The 15298-nt window shown below is 67.8% G+C and carries 11 protein-coding genes; 4 read left to right on the top strand and 7 right to left on the bottom strand.

Annotated features, from left to right (window positions below; genetic code table 11):
- Positions 1–55 precede the first annotated feature (55 nt).
- The 5 genes from ACO2Q2_RS10310 to ACO2Q2_RS10290 all read right to left on the bottom strand — a co-directional run bounded on the left by ACO2Q2_RS10310 (position 56) and on the right by ACO2Q2_RS10290 (position 6549).
- Positions 56–1213 (bottom strand): isovaleryl-CoA dehydrogenase, encoded by a 1158-nt coding sequence (locus tag ACO2Q2_RS10310; RefSeq protein ID WP_423255677.1) that lies wholly within the window; start codon positions 1211–1213, stop codon positions 56–58.
- Between the two features lie 100 nt (positions 1214–1313).
- Positions 1314–3461, bottom strand: coding sequence for a YccS family putative transporter (gene yccS / locus ACO2Q2_RS10305; protein ID WP_423255676.1), 2148 nt, complete (start codon positions 3459–3461; stop codon positions 1314–1316).
- 299 nt (positions 3462–3760) lie between these two features.
- Complete coding sequence (locus ACO2Q2_RS10300; protein ID WP_423255675.1) at positions 3761–4864, bottom strand: Glu/Leu/Phe/Val dehydrogenase dimerization domain-containing protein; 1104 nt, start codon at positions 4862–4864, stop codon at positions 3761–3763.
- Positions 4865–5089: 225 nt separating this feature from the next.
- Positions 5090–5425 (bottom strand): hypothetical protein, encoded by a 336-nt coding sequence (locus ACO2Q2_RS10295; protein WP_423255674.1) that lies wholly within the window; start codon positions 5423–5425, stop codon positions 5090–5092.
- Between the two features lie 326 nt (positions 5426–5751).
- Entirely contained in the window at positions 5752–6549 is a 798-nt protein-coding gene (locus ACO2Q2_RS10290) for a M48 family metallopeptidase (RefSeq protein WP_423255673.1), read from the bottom strand.
- A 214-nt stretch (positions 6550–6763) separates the two neighbouring features.
- Here ACO2Q2_RS10290 and ACO2Q2_RS10285 point away from each other — a divergent pair, with 214 nt between their 5' ends.
- The 4 genes from ACO2Q2_RS10285 to ACO2Q2_RS10270 all read left to right on the top strand — a co-directional run bounded on the left by ACO2Q2_RS10285 (position 6764) and on the right by ACO2Q2_RS10270 (position 13735).
- Positions 6764–10513 (top strand): methylmalonyl-CoA mutase family protein, encoded by a 3750-nt coding sequence (locus ACO2Q2_RS10285; RefSeq protein ID WP_423255672.1) that lies wholly within the window; start codon positions 6764–6766, stop codon positions 10511–10513.
- 376 nt (positions 10514–10889) lie between these two features.
- Complete coding sequence (locus ACO2Q2_RS10280) at positions 10890–11180, top strand: hypothetical protein (protein ID WP_423255671.1); 291 nt, start codon at positions 10890–10892, stop codon at positions 11178–11180.
- Positions 11138–12835 carry a M28 family metallopeptidase gene (locus ACO2Q2_RS10275; RefSeq protein ID WP_423255670.1) on the top strand — a complete coding sequence of 566 codons (1698 nt, stop codon included), beginning with the start codon at positions 11138–11140 and terminating at the stop codon, positions 12833–12835. Before ACO2Q2_RS10280 ends, ACO2Q2_RS10275 begins: the two co-directional genes overlap by 43 nt.
- A gap of 315 nt (positions 12836–13150) precedes the next feature.
- Entirely contained in the window at positions 13151–13735 is a 585-nt protein-coding gene (locus ACO2Q2_RS10270) for a hypothetical protein (protein ID WP_423255669.1), read from the top strand.
- Positions 13736–13747: 12 nt separating this feature from the next.
- Here the strand turns inward: ACO2Q2_RS10270 and trmY are convergent, their stop codons facing one another.
- Both trmY and ACO2Q2_RS10260 read right to left on the bottom strand, forming a co-directional pair.
- Entirely contained in the window at positions 13748–14341 is a 594-nt protein-coding gene (gene trmY / locus ACO2Q2_RS10265) for a tRNA (pseudouridine(54)-N(1))-methyltransferase TrmY (RefSeq protein ID WP_423255668.1), read from the bottom strand.
- A 166-nt stretch (positions 14342–14507) separates the two neighbouring features.
- Positions 14508–15263 carry a zinc-dependent peptidase gene (locus ACO2Q2_RS10260; protein WP_423255667.1) on the bottom strand — a complete coding sequence of 252 codons (756 nt, stop codon included), beginning with the start codon at positions 15261–15263 and terminating at the stop codon, positions 14508–14510.
- Positions 15264–15298 lie beyond the last annotated feature (35 nt).

The following is a 15298-nucleotide window of genomic DNA, read 5'->3' as shown; positions in this document are numbered from 1 at the left end:
GGAAACGGCCCGCATTGCGCGGGCCGTTTTCATTCGGGCATCGGCTTCGGATGATTCAGCTCTTGCCGTGGAACAGCTCGCGGCCGATCAGCATGCGGCGGATCTCGTTGGTGCCGGCGCCGATCTCGTACAGCTTGGCGTCGCGCAGCAGGCGGCCGGCCGGGTAGTCGTTGATGTAGCCGTTGCCGCCCAGCGCCTGGATCGCCTCCAGCGCCACCTTCACCGCGTTGGTCGAGGCGTTGAGCAGGCAGGCGGCCGGATCGATGCGCGACTTGTATCCGGCGTCGAGCTGCTGCGCGACCATGTAGGCGAAGCCGCGCGAGGACTGCAGCGCGGTGTACATGTCGGCCACCTTCGCCTGCATCATGCCGAAGGTGCCGATCGGCGCATTGAACTGCTTGCGCTCGCGCACGTAGGGCAGGGTGAGGTCCAGCGCCGCCTGCATCAGGCCGAGCGGGCCGCCGGAGAGCACCAGGCGTTCGGTATCCAGGCCGCTCATCAGCACGCGCACGCCTTCGTTCACTTCGCCGACGATATTCCCGGTCGGGATCTCACAGTTGTCGAACACCAGCTCGCAGGTGTTGGAGCCGCGCATGCCGAGCTTGTCCAGCTTCTGCGCGGTGGTGAAACCCTTCATGCCCTTCTCGACGATGAAGGCGGTCATGCAGCGGCTGCCGGCGGCGCGCGGCGCAGTGCGCATGTATACCAGCAGCACGTCGGCGTCGGGGCCGTTGGTGATCCACATCTTCGAGCCGTTGGCCACCCACACGTCGCCCTTCAGCTCGGCCTTGCAGCTCATCGAGCCGACCACGTCGGAGCCGGCGCCCGGCTCGCTCATCGCCAGCGCGCCCACGTACTCGCCCGAGCACAGTTTCGGGATGTACTTCTGCCGCTGCGCCTCGTTGCCATTGTGGAAGATGTTCTGCACCGCGAGGTTGGAGTGCGCGCCGTAGGACAGGCCGACCGAGCCCGATGCGCGCGAGATCTCCTCCATCGCCACCGTGTGCGCCAGGAAGCCCATGCCGCTGCCGCCGTACTCCACCGGGATGGTGATGCCGAGCAGGCCGAGGTCGCCGAACTTGCGCCACAGGTCGTCCGGGAACGCGTTGTTGCGGTCGATCTGGTCGGCGCGCGGGGCGATTTCCTTCTCTGCGAAGGCGTGCACGGTCTCGCGCAGCAGGTCGATGTCTTCGCCGAGGGGGAACGGACGCATGCGGTGCAACTCCATGTCAGGAAAATTCCTCGCATGGTAGCGCGCGCGGGGTGTCCGGCCTTGGCGCGACGCACAACGCAGCGGCCATCCGCGGGCGAGATCAGGTGCTGCGCAAGGCCTGCGCGTGCTCGCGCAAACGCTCGTGCAGCGCCGTCACCCGGGCCAACTGGGCGAGCACGAAGCGCGTGGCGTCGTCACCGTCCGCGGCGGCTTCGATGGGGGAGGCCGCGGCATCGCGTGGCGGGTCCAGGCGTCCGTCCAGCGCCTCGGCGAACGCATCGAGCATGGCCACCACCCGGGCGCCCTGGTGCCGGATCGCCGGCTCGGACGCACGCGGTGTCGCCGGCCGATGCGCGCCCAGCGACGACAGCTGCCCCAGCATCGTGTGTGCGTCGGTGAGGAAGCGCAGCATCGCCTCGCGGCTGGCCGGTGCGCGGTCGGGCTCGCGCAGCATGTCGGCGAGCAGGCCGCTGAGCGCGGCGTCGGCATTGTGCGCATCGCGCCGGGCGATGCGATAGGCGAGGTCGTCGCGCTTGCCGCTGGCGTACTGCTCGAGGATCTGCGCGAGGTAGCGCGCGTCGCATCGCATCGCCTCGGCCAGCACCGTGTCGAGCCGACGGCCGCGCCATTCCGGCAGCACCGTGTAGATTGTCAGCGCGGCGATGCCGGCGCCGAGCAGGGTGTCGAGCAGGCGCGGCCACATCACCGCGTAGCCATTGCCGATCTGGTTGAAGCACAGCATCACGAACAGCGTGATGAAGGCGGTCGCCAGCGTGTAGCGACGCTGGCGCGTGGCGAAGAAGGCCACGCCGGTGAGCACGATCAGCGCCATCTGCCACGGTCCGAACGGCGTGAGCTTCAGCGTGGCCCAGCCGGCGAGCAGGCCAAGCACGGTGCCGGCCACGCGCTGCAGCAGCAGGCGGCGCGTGGCGCCGTAGCTGGGCTGGCACACCAGCAGCGTGGTCAGCAGGATCCAGTAGCCATTGCGCGGATGCAGCGCCAGCAGCACGCCGTAGCCGGCCAGCAGCGCCAGCGACAGCCGCACCGCGTGGCGAAAGTGCATCGAGCGCGCCGTGAACTGGATGCGGATGCGCGCCCACGCCTGCGCCAGCGACTGCGGTGCCGGATCCTGCAGTGCACCGCCGGTTTCTGCGTCCGATGGAGCACCGGCGTCGTCGTCCAGTCGTGCCTGGATCGCACCGAGGTTGCGCGCCAGCGCGTCGAGCGAGCGCTGGATGTCCGCCGCCGGTGCGTGCGGCTGGTGCGCCGCCAGCTCGATCGCCTCGCGCAGGTCGATCAGCGCGACGCGCGCGCGCTGCGACTTCGGCAACGGCGTGCGCAGGCGCAGCGCGGTGGCGCGCGCGCGGCAGCCGGTGGCCTGCAGCTGCAGCTGGTGCGCGCAGCGGAACAGCACGTCGGAGTGGAACAGCGCCGCGGCCAGCGCGTCGTACGGGTGATGGGTGGAGCTGGCACGCTCGTGGATGTCCTGCGCCATGAAGTACAGCTGCAGTCGCGCTGACGTGCGGCCGCGCGGGTGGCGGGTGCCGATGCGGTCCACCAGCACCAGCCGGGTGGCATTGAGCGCCTGCACCACACGCTCGTTGCGCATCGCCAGTTCCAGTTGCAGGGCGTCGCGATCCACCCCGTGCACCGGGGCGAACAGCGCGGCCTTGCCGTCCAGGTAATCGGCCAGCGCGTCGAACAGCCGCGCCAGCGACAGACGCAGCGCCTGCTGCGGCGCCAGCGCGCTCCACAGCAGCGACAGCACGCCGTACCACGCGGCGCCGGCCAGCAGCGGAATGGGTTCGTGCAGCGGATCGAATGCGCCGCCGCGCGCCGCGTCGACGCCGATCATCGTGTACACCGACAGGATCAGCGTGGCGCCGGCGATGGTGGCGTAGCGGCCGCTCACCGCGCCCAGCATCACCAGCGCGAAGGTAGCCAGCGGCAGGCCGAGCGCGAACAGCCACGGCGAGGGCAGCAGCCACTCCACGGCGATCGAGGCGGCGGCGAAGCAGCCCAGCGTGACCAGCAGCGTTCCCAGCCGGTTGCGCCAGTGGTCCTCGGTCTCGGCCAGCGCGCAGGCGATGGCGCCGAGCAGGGCCGGGATCACCGCGGCCCGCTCGCCGCGCAGCAGGCACCACGCCACGATGCCGCCCAGCGCCAGGAACACCCGCACGCATTCGGCGTAGCGGTCCGAGCCGCGGAAGCGGCGCCAGTGCCATGAGAGGGACGAGGCTTGCTGCATCGCACCAGCATACGACGCCGCGCATTGTCGCTTCAGTGCCCGTCCAAATCTCCACGTGACCGCGTTGCCGTGTTTCGGCCACCGTGCTGCCGCCGGGCCTGGTTTGCCCGCATGCCGGCGTCACCCGTCGCGGAAGGACGTTCGCTCCCTCTTTTCCTGTAGGAGCGCACCCTGTGCGCGAATGCTCTTCGCTCCGGTTCCCCATCGAAGCGAAAGCATTCGCGCACAGGGTGCGCTCCTACGAACCTGGGGGACGCCGGCGCGAGGCCGGCGTTTTCGTCATGCGGTGGAGCGGTGGCCTACTGGCCGCGCATGCGGCCCTGGAAGCGGGTGCCGCCGTTGCCCATGTGCGGCAGCTTGATCCTGCCGATCAGCGCGATGCGCTCCTCGGCCAGGCGGTCGGCGGCCAGGTAGGTCGGCACGCCTTCGGTCTTGCTGATCTCGAAGATGCGCCCGAGGTTGTAGTAGATCTGCCGCATCATGCGCATCGCCCGCTCGCGGTTGTAGCCGTCGATCTCCAGCGAGATGTTCATCACGCCGCCGGCGTTGACCGCGTAATCGGGCGCGTACAGCACGCCGCGGCGGGTGAGCTCGTCGCCGATCGCGTTGGTGGCCAGCTGGTTGTTGGCCGCGCCGCAGATGATCTTCGCCTTGATGCGGTCGATGGTCTTGTCGTTGAGCGTGCCGCCCAGCGCGCACGGCGAGTAGACGTCGGCGTCGACGTCGTAGATCTCGTCCAGGCCCACCGCCTCGCAGCCGAGCTCGTCCACCGCGCGCTGCACCAGTTCCTTGTTGATGTCGGTGACGAATACCTTGGCGCCCTGCTCGCGCAGCAGCTTGATGAACTCCATGCCGACATGCCCGCAGCCCTGTACGGCGTAGCTGTACTTGCCCACGTCCTCGTTGCCGTGCTTGAACTGCAGCGCGGCCATCAGGCCCTGCAGCGTGCCGAACGCGGTGAACGGCGAGGGGTCGCCCGAGCCGCCGTGCACCTGGTGCACGCCGGTCACGTACTCGGTTTCGCGGAACACGTATTCCATGTCGTTGACGTCGATGCCGACATCCTCGGCGGTGATGTAGCGTCCGCCCAGCGAGTTGACGAAGCGGCCGAACGCGCGGAACAGCGCCTCGGACTTGTCCTTGCTCGGGTCGCCGATGATCACCGCCTTGCCGCCGCCCAGGTTGAGGCCGGCCACGGCGTTCTTGTAGGTCATGCCGCGCGACAGGCGCAGCACGTCGTTCACCGCTTCGGCCTCGGTCTTGTACGGCCACATGCGCAGGCCGCCCAGCGCGGGGCCCAGCACCGTGTTGTGGATCGCGACGATGGCCTTCAGGCCGGCGTCCTTGTTCTGGCAGAACACGACTTCCTCGTGATCCGTCTGGGCGATGGTTTCAAAGATCATGCGAACGGTGACTCCAGGTTTGACGGCGCCCGGGGAAGGCGGCCGCACAGGGTGGGACAGTGCCGCAGCGCGCGGCGCTCTCCGGTGGAAACGCATCCAACAGCTTGAAAATCAAAGCCCCAGCGGGGGCTGGGGCTTGGTTCGGGGCCGGCAGTTTAGTACGTCCCCCGGGGACTTGCTGCCGCGGCGCAGCAAGCGGGCTGCGCCAGGTCAGCGCACTCCAGGTCAGTGCTCCCAGTGGCCGCGCACGAAGCGCCAGCCGCGACCGTGGTGCACCCAGTGCTCCGGCACGTAGCGGTAGCCCGGACGCGCGCGCACCCAGTAGCCGCCCACCCACACGTGACGATGCGCACGCGGCTCCCAGCGCCAGTAGCCCGGCGCCCAGATGTAGCCGTGGCGCGGCGGCGGTACCCGAACGTAGCGCGGCGGCGGCGGGGCTACGCCCACCGAAATGCCCACCGATACCTGTGCGGCGCTGGCCGGCGGGGTGTAACCGGTGCCGGCGCCCGCGGCGAGGCCGAGGGCGGCGAGCAAGGCGAGCTTGCGGGTTGTCAGGGTCATACGGGTCTCCGTCAGCGCCGCGCGGCGCGGCGGCAGGCGGAAGAACGAAGCGGCTGCCTTGCTGTTGACGTGATCACGGCCGAGTCGTTCAGCCGCCGGTCGGAGGCGTGGTGGTGCGAGGTTTCCCCACGTCATCCCAGCGCAGGCTGGACGGCGGAGGCAGGATGCCGGAGCGAACGCCGAAGGCGGCCCGAAGGGCAGGCCGCAGGAGCGGCCTGTAATCCGGTGTCTGCTCTTCGGAGGTAAAAGTCACGGGATGACGCCCCGCGGCTGTTGATAAAGCGCCTCCTGCTTCCGCGGGAATGCCCCGCTGCGACGAGCTGCCCTCAGAGACGGCACTGCGGATCGTGGTGGTTGGCGCGCGCCTGCTGCCACACCGGCATCAGCTGCTGCGCCTGCTTTTCGAGCGTCTGCTCGCGCTTGCCGCTGGACGGGTGGGTCGACAGGAAGGCCGGCGGCTTGCTGCCGCCCTGGGCACCCATCTTCTGCCACAGCGTCACCGCCGCGCGCGGGTCGAAACCGGCCTGCGCCATGTAGCGCTGACCCAGCACGTCCGCCTCGCTTTCCTGCGTGCGCGAGAACGGCAGCAGGATGCCCACCTCCGCGCCCAGCCCCAGCGCCGCCGCGGCATAGCCGGCGTTGGTGCCGCGCGTGCCGGCGTAGATCGTGCCGGCGGCCACGGCGGCCTGCGCCGCGTAGTTGTCCGACACGCGCTCGGCGCCGTGGCGGGCCACCACGTGCGCCAGCTCGTGGCCCAGCACCACGGCGAGCTGGTCCTGGTCGGTGGCCACCTTGAACATGCCGCGGTTCACGCCGATGCGACCGCCGGGCAGGGCGAACGCGTTGGCGCTGTCGTCGCCGACGATCTGCACCTCCCACTGGTTGGCGTTCCACGGCGGCGGCAACTGGGCGATCAATGCATTGGCCACGCAGGTGGCGTAGGCGCGCTCGCGCGGGGCGTCGACGAACTTGCCCTGCTTGCGCATGTCGTTGAAGGCGGTGATGCCCATCTGGCTCATCTGCGCGTCGGACACCATCATCAGCTGCGAGCGTCCGGTGGGCGAAGTGGCGCAGCCGGCGAGCACGACTGCGGCGAGGGCGGTAGCGACAAGGGCGGCACGCATGATGGCAACTCCGGGGGCAGGGCGATCAGGATAGTGCGGATGCGCGTGGTCGGCCTGTGCAGACCTGAAGCGGCGCATCGTTCCGTATTTGCCTGCAGTGCCGCCCGGGCACGCCGGAGCCCGGAACCGCACGTTCTGCGTGCACTGCGGCAAGCGTGTGCAAGTGAACACCACTAGAATCATGCGGTTCAAGCATACGAAGTCCGGAGTCGCCATGAATTCGCCCGCCAAGCACGTTCCCGCCAGCGATTCGCAGCACGCGCCCACCCCGCACGAAGCCACGCCGCTGCGCTTCGTCACCGCCGCCAGCCTGTTCGACGGCCACGATGCGGCGATCAACATCATGCGCCGGATCATCCAGGCGCAGGGCGCCGAGGTGATCCACCTCGGCCACAACCGCTCGGTGGAGGACGTGGTGCGTGCCGCGCTGCAGGAAGACGCCGACGCCATCGCGCTCAGTTCTTACCAGGGCGGTCACGTCGAGTACTTCAAGTACATGGTGGACATGCTGCGCGAGCGCGGCGCCGGCCACATCCGCGTGTTCGGCGGCGGCGGCGGCACCATCACGCCGGAAGAGATCCGGCAGCTGCAGGCCTACGGCGTGGAGCGCATCTACCACCCCAACGATGGCATGAAGCTCGGCCTAGTCGAGATGATCGAGGATGTGATGGCGCGCGCAAGCGCGGTGCGGGACTCGGGACCCGGGACCCGGGACCCGGCAGAGCTCACCGGCCACGTGGATATCGACGATGAAATCAGCATTGGCCGCATGCTGAGCGCGCTGGAGGACGGCATCTTTTCCGAGGCCGAACTGGCCATGTTGCGCAAGCAGTGGACCCGGGCCTCTTCCGGGTCCCGCCCGACGACGCCCGTCATCGGAATCACCGGCACCGGCGGCGCCGGCAAGTCCAGCGTGGTGGACGAGCTGCTGCTGCGCTTCCTGCAGGCGTTCCCCAAGATGCGCATCGCCGTGCTGGCGGTGGACCCGACCCGTCGCCGCTCCGGTGGCGCGCTGCTGGGCGACCGCATCCGCATGAACTCCTTGAGGTCTCACCGCGTCTACATGCGCTCGATGGCCACGCGTCGCCAGCACGCGGCCACCAGCGTGGTGCTACACGACTGCATCGACTTCCTCAAGAGCCAGCCCTACGACCTGGTGATCGTGGAGACCGCCGGCATCGGCCAGAGCGACTCTGAAATCGTCGACCTGGTCGACTTCCCCGTCTACGTGATGACCAGCGAATACGGTGCGGCCAGCCAGCTGGAGAAGATCGACATGATCGACTTCGCCGAGCTGATCGTGCTCAACAAGTACGACAAGCACGGCGCCGAAGACGCCCTGCGCGACGTGCGCAAGCAGTGGAAGCGCAACCGCACCGCCTTTGCCCTGAAGGACGGGGACATACCGGTCTATCCCACCATCGCCAGCCAGTTCAACGATCCGGGCGTCACCTGGATGTTCGTCAACCTCTGCCGCCTGATGCGCGAAAAGCTCCACCTGGGTGTAGGAGCGCACCCAGTACGCGACCCGGATGCCTCGGGCGGCGACGATACGGCGGTCGCCCACAGGGTGGGCTCCTACAACAAGGGCGGCTGCGATTGGCAGCCGCAGCTGGACACCTCGCTCAAGGAACCGCGCGCCACCGTGCTGATCCCCGGCAACCGCGTGCGCTACCTCGCCGAGATCGCCGAGCAGGGCCGCGGCATCAACGCGTCCATCGCCAGGCAGGCCGAGCAGGCCAGCAAGGCGCAGCATTGCTATGAGGCGCTGAAGGAATTGGGCGACGACAAGCTGCCCAGGCCGCTGGACCTCTACAGCAGCGATGCCCTGCATCCCTCTCCCCCCGGGAGAGGGACCGAGGGTGAGGGTACGTCCGGAGCGAATCAATCCCCGCAATCCCCGAACCCTCACCCCCAACCCCTCTCCCACGGGGAGAGGAGAGTGGACCGCTCCCTCCTGCTCCTTCGCCAGCGCTACAACGCCGCCCTCGGCGAACTGAGCAAGGAATCGCTTGAGCTGCTGCGCAATTGGCCTGCGCTGCGTGAATCGGTCACCGCCGAGGTCAACGAGTACCAGGTGCGCGGCAAGACCATCCGCGTGGAGAACTACCGCACCTCGCTCAGCCACCAGAAAATCCCGAAAGTGGCGCCGCCCAAGACCAGGGACTGGGGCGACCTGCTGCGGTTCCTCGGCAAGGAAAACCTGCCCGGCCACTACCCGTACACCGGCGGCGTGTATCCGTATCGCCGCAGCGGCGAAGACCCCACCCGCATGTTCGCCGGCGAAGGCACGCCTGAGCGGACCAACCGCCGCTTCCACTACCTGAGCCAGGGTGGCCCGGTTACGCGTTTATCTACCGCGTTCGACTCGGTCACCCTGTACGGCGAGGACCCGGCGCCGCGCCCGGACATCTACGGCAAGATCGGCAACTCCGGCGTCAACATCGCCACGCTGGACGACATGAAGAAGCTGTACTCCGGTTTCGACCTGTCCGCGCCCACCAGCTCGGTCTCCATGACCATCAACGGCCCGGCGCCGATCATCCTCGCGATGTTCATGAACACCGCAATCGACCAGAACGTGGAGAAGTACCTCAAGGCCGACGCCGCGCGCTGGGCCGAGGCCGAGAAGAAAATCGCCAGGCTGTTCGAAGGCCGCGAGCGTCCGCGTTACGCCGGCGAACTGCCGGCCGGCAACGACGGCCTCGGCCTTGGCCTGCTCGGCGTCACCGGCAACCAGTTGGTGGACGCCGAGACCTACGCCAGGATCAAGGCCGAGACGCTCTCAAGCGTGCGCGGCACCGTGCAGGCGGACATCCTGAAAGAGGACCAGGCGCAGAACACCTGCATCTTCAGCACCGAGTTCGCGCTGCGCATGATGGGCGACATCCAGCAGTACTTCGTCGACCACAAGGTGCGCAACTTCTACTCGGTGAGTATCAGCGGCTACCACATCGCCGAGGCGGGCGCGAACCCGATCAGCCAGCTCGCCTTCACGCTGAGCAACGGCTTCACCATCGTCGAGTACTACCTCGCGCGCGGCATGCACATCGACGACTTCGCGCCGAACCTCAGCTTCTTCTTCTCCAACGGCATGGACCCGGAGTACACCGTCATCGGCCGCGTCGCCCGCCGCATCTGGGCCCGCGCCATGCGCGAGCGCTATGGCGCCAGCCCGCGCAGCCAGATGATGAAGTACCACATCCAGACCAGCGGCCGATCGCTGCACGCGCAGGAGATCCAGTTCAACGACATCCGCACCACGCTGCAGGCGCTGTACGCGTTGTTCGACAACTGCAACTCGCTGCACACCAACGCCTACGATGAAGCCATCACCACGCCCACCGAAGAGAGCGTGCGCCGCGCCGTGGCGATCCAGATGATCATCAACAAGGAGCTGGGCCTCAACTTCAACGAGAACCCCTGGCAGGGCAGCTACGTGGTCGAGGAGCTCACCGACATCGTGGAAGAGGCCGTGTACAAGGAGTTCGAGGCGATCAGCGAGCGCGGCGGCGTGCTCGGCGCGATGGACACCATGTACCAGCGCGGCAAGATCCAGGAAGAGTCGATGTACTACGAGCACAAGAAGCACGACGGCAGCCTGCCGCTGATCGGCGTCAACACCTTCCTGCCCAAGGACCACGGCGGCGAGATCGCCACCGAGATCGAACTGATCCGCTCCACCGAAGAAGAGAAGGCCCAGCAGATCGCCAACGTAAAGACCTGGCAGGCCGTGCGCAACAAGCTCGCCCCGCAGGGAGAGACCGAGCTCACCCACGTGCCCGAAGACGCCACCGCCGCGGCCGAAGCCCACGACGGCCACGGCCTGGCCTATCTGCAGAACACCGCCCGCGACCGCCGCAACCTGTTCAACGCGCTGATGGAAGCGGTCAAGACCCACAGCCTCGGCCAAATCAGCCACGCGCTGTACGACGTGGGCGGCGAGTACCGACGGAACATGTAAGACTTACATCGGCGCGAGCTTGAACCCTCTCCCCCGCTCGCGGGGGAGAGAGCCTGCCCCGGACTCGATCCTGGGGCAGGGTGAGGGGCAGCCGGCCAACATGGCCGCAACAGGGCGCAGCCCACCGCATGGGCCGCGACATGCCCATCATCTCGAGCTTCTTCGGCATCTACGTACGGATGTGTTTCGCCGATCACGCGTGCGTATAGTCCCCATGTCTCGTCATCCCGGCGAAAGCCGGGATCCAGCGTCTTTGCCCTGCATCGCTCCTTGTCGCCAGGGTCCTGTTCGCCATTCGGCCACCCGGCCACGCCGGAGCAGAATTGGGCTAGAGCGCAGGCGCTGCAGCCGCTCAGCCGCATCCCGGGAGCCGACCATGATCAAGCTCAAGGCCGTCGAACCGAAAGGCGATTACCGACTGCTGCTGCGGTTCTCCGACGGCACCGCGGGCATCTATGACTTCGCGACGTTCATCGAAACGAATACCGGGATGCGCTCTGCACAGGCTTGGCGTGGCATCAAGGTTCGTGCGCACGTGTGCCGCAGCGGTCGCAAGGTCTCATGGACAGCCGCCTGCCGGCGCGCTAGAAAGGTCGCTTTCCGCCGGTCGTCGAGGAGTTCTCCATGCGTGCAGCGACATCCGTCTTCCTGGTCGCCGCAGCTTTAGCGGTAGGCACCGTGCAGGCCGGCTCGCCGTCGGCAGCCTCGTCCGCAGCAGCGCCTTCAGTGGCGCTGGCGCCGCAGATCAACGCTGCCGACTTCGCGATGTTCGACAAGACGCTCAGCTCCGATGCGTTCGGCGGCCGCAAGCCCGGCACCGTCGGCGAGCAGCGCACCACGGCCTGGCTGGTGGATCAGTTCAAGCGCATGGGCCTCCAGCCCGGCAACCACGGCTCGTGGTTCCAGACGGTGCCGGCCGACGCGATCACCTTGCTCAACCCCGACGTGCAACTGCATATCACGGCGCAGGGCAAGGACACCCCCTTCGCCTATCGCACCGACATGATGGTGCAGACGCTGCAGGCGAAGCCGTTGATCGACCTGAAGCATTCGCCGGTGGTGTTCCTGGGCTACGGCGTGGATGCGCCGAACTGGCAGTGGAACGACTACAAGGATGTCGACGTGAAGGGCAAGACGGTGATCGTGCTGGTCAACGATCCGGGCTTTGCCAGCGGCGATCCCAAGCTGTTCCAGGGCCGCGCCATGACCTACTACGGCCGCTGGACCTACAAGTACGCCGAGGCGGCGCTGAAGGGTGCGGCGGCCTGCTTCATCGTGCACACCAGCGACGCCGCGGCCGGTTACCCGTTCAGCGTGCTGCAGAACAGCGGCAACGGTCCGCAGCTGAGCCTGCCCACCCGCGTCGACCCGTCGCCGCGCCTCCCGGTGGCCGGCTGGCTCACGCACGATGCGGCCACGCGGCTGTTCGCCGCGGCGGGTTTCGATTTCGATCAGCTGGCGGCGGCGGCGGGCAAGCGCGGCTTCAAACCGGTGCCGCTGAATGCCACCGCCTCGGTGACGCTGCACGACAAGATCGGCCACATCCAATCGCACAACGTGCTGGCGATGGTGAAGGGCAGCCGCAAGTCGGACGAGGCGGTGGTGTTCATGGCCCACTGGGATCACCTCGGTACCGATCCCAGCCTGAAAGGCCACCAGGTCTACAGCGGCGCGATCGACAACGGCACCGGCCTGAGCATGCTGCTGGAGCTGGCCGACGCCTTTGCCCACCAGAAGACGCCGCCGCAGCGCAGCGTGCTGTTCTTCATGCCCACGCTGGAGGAATCGGGCCTGCTCGGCTCGCAGTACTACGTCGCCAAGCCGGTGTTCGCGCTGGACAAGACGGTGGCCGACATCGCGGTGGACGCGCTGCCGATCATCGGTCGCGCGCACGACATGACGGTGATCGGCAAGGGCCAGTCGCAACTGGAGGACATGCTGGCCGGCGTGCTGAAGAGCCAGGGTCGGGTGATCTCGCCAGAGACCACGCCGGAGAACGGTTTCTACTTCCGCTCCGATCATTTCAACTTTGCCAAGGCCGGCGTGCCGGCGATGCTGCCCAGCTCGGGCCTGGACCTGCTGGACGGCGGCAAGGCCGCGGGTGAAAAGGCCGCCGAGGATTACACCGCGCACCGCTACCACACACCGAACGACGTGTTCGATCCGGGCTGGGATTACTCGGGCATCCTCGAAGACACCCAGGCGCTGTACGACCTGGGCCGCAAGCTGAGCCACGTCGGCGTGTGGCCGCAGTGGTATGGCGACAGTCCGTTCCGCGACGCGCGCGAAAAGATGATGGCGCCGGCAAAGCCGGCCGGTTGATCCCCACGCGGGCGCAATGTCATGCCGCGTCCGCGCAGGGTGGCGGTGCAAGCGTGGTTGCGCCTGCAAGGGTTATTTCCCGCTGCCGAGCGATTGTCCGCTCCTTGCTGGTGTTCGGCACTGAAATTCAGCAGCATCCGGAACCGCAGGAGCGCACCCTGTGCGCGAATGCTCTCCGTCACGTCGCCAAGAGCATTCGCGCACAGGGTGCGCTCCTACATGTTTCGTTAATTGTTCGACACATGTCCGGCGACCATCGTGCGCCGGTGAGCATCCGATCGAGCATATCGTTACCCGCACAGCCAGGGCAGCACCATGCAACCAGGCTCTCACTCCCGCGTCGACCCCGCTGGCCTGCGCGAATACTCGGTGGTGTTCACCGACCGCGCGCTCAACCACATGTCGCAGCGCTTCCAGCAGGTGATGCGCGAGCTGTCGGATCGGCTGAAGACGGTCTACCGCGGGCATGCGGTGGCGCTGGTACCCGGCGGCGATACGGCCGGCATGGAGGCGGTGGCGCGGCAGTTTGTGCAGGGCAGGGACGTGCTGGTGATCCGCAACGGATGGTTCAGCTATCGCTGGAGCCAGATCTTCGAGGCGGGTGGCATTGCCGCGCGGGTGGCGGTGCTCAAGGCTCGCGCGACCCACGGCGCGCATCAGGCGCCGTTCGCGCCACCGCCGATCGACGAGGTGGTCGCCGCCATTGCCGAGCACCAGCCGGCGATGGTGTTTGCGCCGCACGTGGAGACCTCCGCGGGCTTGCTGCTGCCGGACGATTATCTGGCGCGCGTGGCAGCGGCGGTGCATGCGCACGGCGGCCTGTTCGGGCTGGACAAGCTCAAGGATGTCGACGGCACGCTGCAGCGGCTGGGGGAGGCGCTGGCACGCATCGCGGGGTGATGGCCGGCGTCTTCAGCGCCGATCCAGCTCGTGATGGATCAGCACCACGCACTGCGACGCGAACAGCATCGTCGGGCCCAGCGTGATCTTCTTCGCGCCCAGACGTTCGAGGCTGTGGAAGGTCTTCTTCGGCATCGGGATGTGGTCGGTGAGCAGGAAGCAGGGGTTGCCGCCGAAGGCCTGTTCGCGGATCGGCGCGCCCTTGCGGTCCATCACGAACAATTGATGATCTGCGGCCAGCTCCTGCACCAGCCGCTCGAAGCTCACCGTGCGTACGCTGACGCCCGATGCCACCACGCGCGTCTCTTCCTTGCCCATGCCGATGGAGGCATCCAGCGCCCTGGCGACTGCGCCCAGCAGGGTGCGCTCGTCGAAACCGCCGATGTCGGTGAGTGCGTTGGCCTCGACGCGGATGGTGCGCGAGTAGTCCGGCGTGCTCTCCAGCACCAGGTAGACGATCACGTCCGCACGATGTGACTGCGCCACGAAGATGGCGTTCATCAGCGTGTGCGCGAGGATCTCGGTGTGCGCCTCCCTGCCCACGCCCGCCAGCAGTTTCTGGCTGTCGGTGGGCGCGGCGCGTGCGCGCAGTACAAAGGTTCGCATGGGAGTCCCGATCGATTCGTGGTGCTGCGCGCGGCGAGGCGCGTCGAACGTCGATTGTCCACGAACCAGCGGATCGGAAGACAGGGGCAGGGCGCACGCGTTCCGCGGGCCACCCGGCGATCACACGCCGGTCGCATCGTCCCACGCTGCGGTTTCCGCCCTGCGCTCAGTACGGATGCTGCCGATAGAACAGCTCCAGCTGCCGATGCACCTCGGGCAGGTGCTCGCGCAACACGGCCGGGGCCTCGAAGAACTGCTCGCTGACCACTGCGAAGAACTCGGCCGGGTTCTCCAGGCCGTACGGGTCGATCGGCAGGGGAATGCCCTGGTGGTGTGCCTCGCGCAGGCGCTCCCATGCGCTGGAGAACACCTTCGTCCACACGCGTCGATCCATGCGCCGGTGCAGCGGCGGAAAGCCGTTCGCCGCGCCGTTCTGCAGGTCGAGCTTGTGCGCCATCTCGTGGATCACCACGTTGTGCCCGGGTCGCTGGCCGGCGGCGAGCACATCCGCCCAGGACAGGATCACCGGCCCGCGCCCCCATGCCTCGCCGGCCATCGCCGAATGGCTCTCGTGCACCACGCCCGCTTCGTCGATGCGCGTGCGACGGGGCACGAACGCGTCCGGATAGACGATGACGCTGCGCCAGCCGTCGTACCAGTCCATGCCCAGTTTTAGGATGGGGATGCACGCGTGCGTGGCGAGCAGCACGCGGTCGGCGACGTCCAGCTCCAGCCCCTGCGTCGGCTCCAGCGACTTCTCGCGCAGGAACAGCGTGGCCAGCACGCGCAGCGCGGCCTGGTCGGACGCGCCCAACCCACGCGCCGGCGCGCACCGCACCAGCGCAGCCTGCCACGGCGGTTCGGGGATCGGGTGTCTGGCGACGATGCGGCGCACGCGCCAGTGTCTGAGCTTTCGGAACATGGACCCACGCGGAGGAGTTTCGGCGCTCCCAGCAT

The sequence above is a fragment of the Dyella sp. KRB-257 genome (assembly GCF_049445995.1).
Classification (GTDB): domain Bacteria; phylum Pseudomonadota; class Gammaproteobacteria; order Xanthomonadales; family Rhodanobacteraceae; genus Dyella_A.
This window is presented reverse-complemented; position numbering and strand designations above follow the sequence as displayed.

Excerpts from the sequence above, each read along its gene's own strand:
- ACO2Q2_RS10310 (WP_423255677.1), bottom strand. The coding sequence starts at position 1,213 with ATGCGTCCGTTCCCCCTCGGCGAAGACATCGACCTGCTGCGCGAGACC.
- yccS (WP_423255676.1), bottom strand. The coding sequence starts at position 3,461 with ATGCAGCAAGCCTCGTCCCTCTCATGGCACTGGCGCCGCTTCCGCGGC.
- ACO2Q2_RS10300 (WP_423255675.1), bottom strand. The coding sequence starts at position 4,864 with ATGATCTTTGAAACCATCGCCCAGACGGATCACGAGGAAGTCGTGTTC.
- ACO2Q2_RS10295 (WP_423255674.1), bottom strand. The coding sequence starts at position 5,425 with ATGACCCTGACAACCCGCAAGCTCGCCTTGCTCGCCGCCCTCGGCCTC.
- ACO2Q2_RS10290 (WP_423255673.1), bottom strand. The coding sequence starts at position 6,549 with ATGCGTGCCGCCCTTGTCGCTACCGCCCTCGCCGCAGTCGTGCTCGCC.
- ACO2Q2_RS10285 (WP_423255672.1), top strand. The coding sequence starts at position 6,764 with ATGAATTCGCCCGCCAAGCACGTTCCCGCCAGCGATTCGCAGCACGCG.
- ACO2Q2_RS10280 (WP_423255671.1), top strand. The coding sequence starts at position 10,890 with ATGATCAAGCTCAAGGCCGTCGAACCGAAAGGCGATTACCGACTGCTG.
- ACO2Q2_RS10275 (WP_423255670.1), top strand. The coding sequence starts at position 11,138 with ATGCGTGCAGCGACATCCGTCTTCCTGGTCGCCGCAGCTTTAGCGGTA.
- ACO2Q2_RS10270 (WP_423255669.1), top strand. The coding sequence starts at position 13,151 with ATGCAACCAGGCTCTCACTCCCGCGTCGACCCCGCTGGCCTGCGCGAA.
- trmY (WP_423255668.1), bottom strand. The coding sequence starts at position 14,341 with ATGCGAACCTTTGTACTGCGCGCACGCGCCGCGCCCACCGACAGCCAG.
- ACO2Q2_RS10260 (WP_423255667.1), bottom strand. The coding sequence starts at position 15,263 with ATGTTCCGAAAGCTCAGACACTGGCGCGTGCGCCGCATCGTCGCCAGA.